Genomic DNA, 2,632 nt, shown 5'->3' with positions numbered 1-2,632 from the left:
TCGGCCTGCGTTGCCTGAAAGGTCATTGAGGTTCGGCGAACGAGCGCAATGCGGCTGCCACTGTGGCGGCGTTGCCTTGCATCGCAATGTGGGTGGCGAGAGCCTCAAGAGCCGCACTGCCTTCGCGCTGCAGGCGTGCCATGGCCTGGGCTGCATCGCGCGGCGCTGCAAACCCGGTGCTTTGCAGCAGCAACGCACCTTGTGCGTCGATCAACTTGAAATAGAACAGACCGTCCTGCTCCCGGTACTGCTTGAAGGTGGGCGCGGCGATCTTGTTGGCTTTGCTGGTCGTGCGCGTGGCGGCCGCTTGAAGGGGGCGCAGGCCAACGGCATGCCGCAACCTGGCCGTGAACGGGGTGGCGATGGCGCGCGCCTTTTCAGCACCGGCCTTGAGCGTGCGCTCGATGCGTTCGGGTTCCTGGATGAGCTCGTCGTAGACCGCGCGCAGGGGGGCGATCTCCTGGTCCAGCCGCTCGAACAAGACCTGTTTGGCGTCGCCCCAGGCCATGCCGTCGGCGTAGGCCTGGGCCAGTGCAGCGGTCTCCTCGGTCGAGGCGAAGGCCTGGTAGAGCTGGAACAGGGCAGAGCCCTCGGTGGACTTCGGCTCGCCCGGTGCGCGCGAGTCGGTCACGATGCCCATGATCAGCTTGCGCAGCTGGTCGCGTGGCGCAAACAACGGGATGGTGTTGTCGTAACTCTTGCTCATCTTGCGGCCGTCAAGACCGGGCAGCGTGGCCACGTGGTCTTCGATGGCGGCCTCGGGCAGCGTGAAGTGCTCACCGTAGAGGTGGTTGAAGCTGGCGGCGATGTCGCGTGCCATTTCAATGTGCTGGATCTGGTCGCGGCCCACCGGCACCTGGTGCGCGTTGAACATGAGGATGTCGGCCGCCATCAGCACCGGGTACATGAAGAGCCCGGCGGTCACACCGGCGTCCGGGTCCGCGTTGGCGGCGTTGTTCTTGTCGACCGAGGCCTTGTAGGCGTGCGCGCGGTTGAGCACGCCCTTGCCGGTCACGCAGGTGAGCAGCCAGGTGAGTTCGGGGATCTCGGGGATGTCGGACTGGCGGTAGAAGGTGACCTTGTCGGGGTCCAGGCCGCAGGCCAGCCAGGTGGCGGCGATCTCCAGCGTGGAGCGCTGCACCCGCGCGGGCTCGCCCACCTTGATGAGCGCGTGGTAGTCGGCCAGGAAGTAGAAGCTCTCCACCTCGGCCAGCCGGCTGGCGCGCACGGTGGGGCGGATGGCGCCCACGTAGTTGCCCAGGTGGGGCGTGCCCGAGGTGGTGATGCCGGTGAGGACGCGTTGGGTTTTCATTCAGAGGATCAGCATGCGAAGGGGAGTGAGCAGCACCTCGATGGCGCTGCCGGTGAGCATCATCAGCGGGCGCAGCCAGAGGTTGCCCACCACACCCGTGATGACCAGCGCCATCACGATGAAGAAGCCCCAGGGCTCCACGCGCGAGACCAGCTCGGCCTGGCGCATCGGGAGCAGGCCCACCAGGATGCGGCCACCATCCAGCGGTGGCAGGGGGAAGAGGTTGAATGCAAACATGACCAGATTCACCAGCACGCCGGCACGGCACATCTGCAAAAAGAACTGTTCCTGCACGCCCAGGGCCGCCAGCACATACAGCAAGATGGTCCAGGCGATCGCCTGGAACAGATTGGCACCAGGGCCGGCCAGAGCCACCCACACCATGTCGCGCTTGGGGTTGCGCAGCCGCCCGAAGTTGACCGGCACCGGCTTGGCGTAACCGAACAAGAAGGCGCCTGCCGTGGCGAAGTAAAGAAGGAGCGGCATCGCGATCGTGCCGACCGGGTCGATGTGTTTGACCGGGTTGAGCGTGATGCGCCCCATGAGTTCGGCCGTGCGGTCGCCGAAGTGTTTGGCCGCGTAACCGTGCGCCGCCTCGTGCAGCGTGATGGCGAACAACACCGGGATGGCGTAGAGGGCGACGGTTTGAACGATCTGGGCGAAATCCATGGGGGATGCTTGGGGGCAAACGCGTATTGTCCCAGAGTGGGCGAGTGCCCCGCCGGGTCGGCTCAGAGGCCGAGCGGGCCGAGGGCGCCCTGGCCGGCGCGGATCACTTCGGGGTCACCGCCGCTGCCCATGGGTGTGAGGTCGATCACCGTGGTGGGCTCCAGTGCGCAGGCCCCCGCGTCGATCACGCCCGCCAGTTCGTGCTGAAGTTGCTCGCGGATGTCCCGGGCGTCGTTCAGCGGTTCGGTCCGGCCGGGCAGGATCAGCGTGGTGGACAGCAGTGGCGCGCCGTGCAGCCCCAGCAGTTCCAGCAGCGTCTTGTGTTCGGGCACACGCAGGCCAATCGTTTTGCGCGAGGGGTGGCTCAGGCGCCGTGGCACTTCTTTGCTGGCTTCCAGGATGAACGTGTAGGGCCCCGGCGTGGCGAGTTTCAGGAGCCGGTACTGCCGGTTGTCGACCCGCGCGTAGCTGGCGAGTTCGCTCAGGTCGCGGCAGATCAGCGTGAGGTGGTGCTTGTCGTCCTCCTGGCGTATGCGGCGCAGGCGGTCGTCTGCGGCTTTGTCGTCGAGGTGGCAGACCAGTGCGTAGCTCGAATCGGTGGGCACTGCCAGCACACCGCCGCGTTCGAGCAACTGCACGGCCTGCTTGAGT

At 66.3% G+C, this 2,632-nt stretch carries 3 protein-coding genes; all 3 read right to left on the bottom strand.

The features are described 5' to 3' along the window. Positions 1-22: 22 nt before the first annotated feature. Entirely contained in the window at positions 23-1,312 is a 1,290-nt protein-coding gene (locus ACN4F8_RS14915; RefSeq protein WP_419474284.1) for a tryptophan--tRNA ligase, read from the bottom strand. Beyond that, positions 1,313-1,981, bottom strand: a complete 669-nt coding sequence (locus tag ACN4F8_RS14910; RefSeq protein WP_419474283.1) for a site-2 protease family protein — start codon at positions 1,979-1,981, stop codon at positions 1,313-1,315. It abuts the gene before it with no gap. Between the two features lie 62 nt (positions 1,982-2,043). Further along, on the bottom strand, positions 2,044-2,632 hold a 589-nt coding region (locus ACN4F8_RS14905; protein ID WP_419474282.1), incomplete at its 5' end, for an L-threonylcarbamoyladenylate synthase.

The organism is Hydrogenophaga sp., assembly GCF_048549895.1.
In the GTDB taxonomy this organism is placed as follows: domain Bacteria; phylum Pseudomonadota; class Gammaproteobacteria; order Burkholderiales; family Burkholderiaceae_C; genus Hydrogenophaga.
Note: the sequence above shows the minus strand (reverse complement) of the source record. Positions and strands in the feature narration are given on the sequence as shown.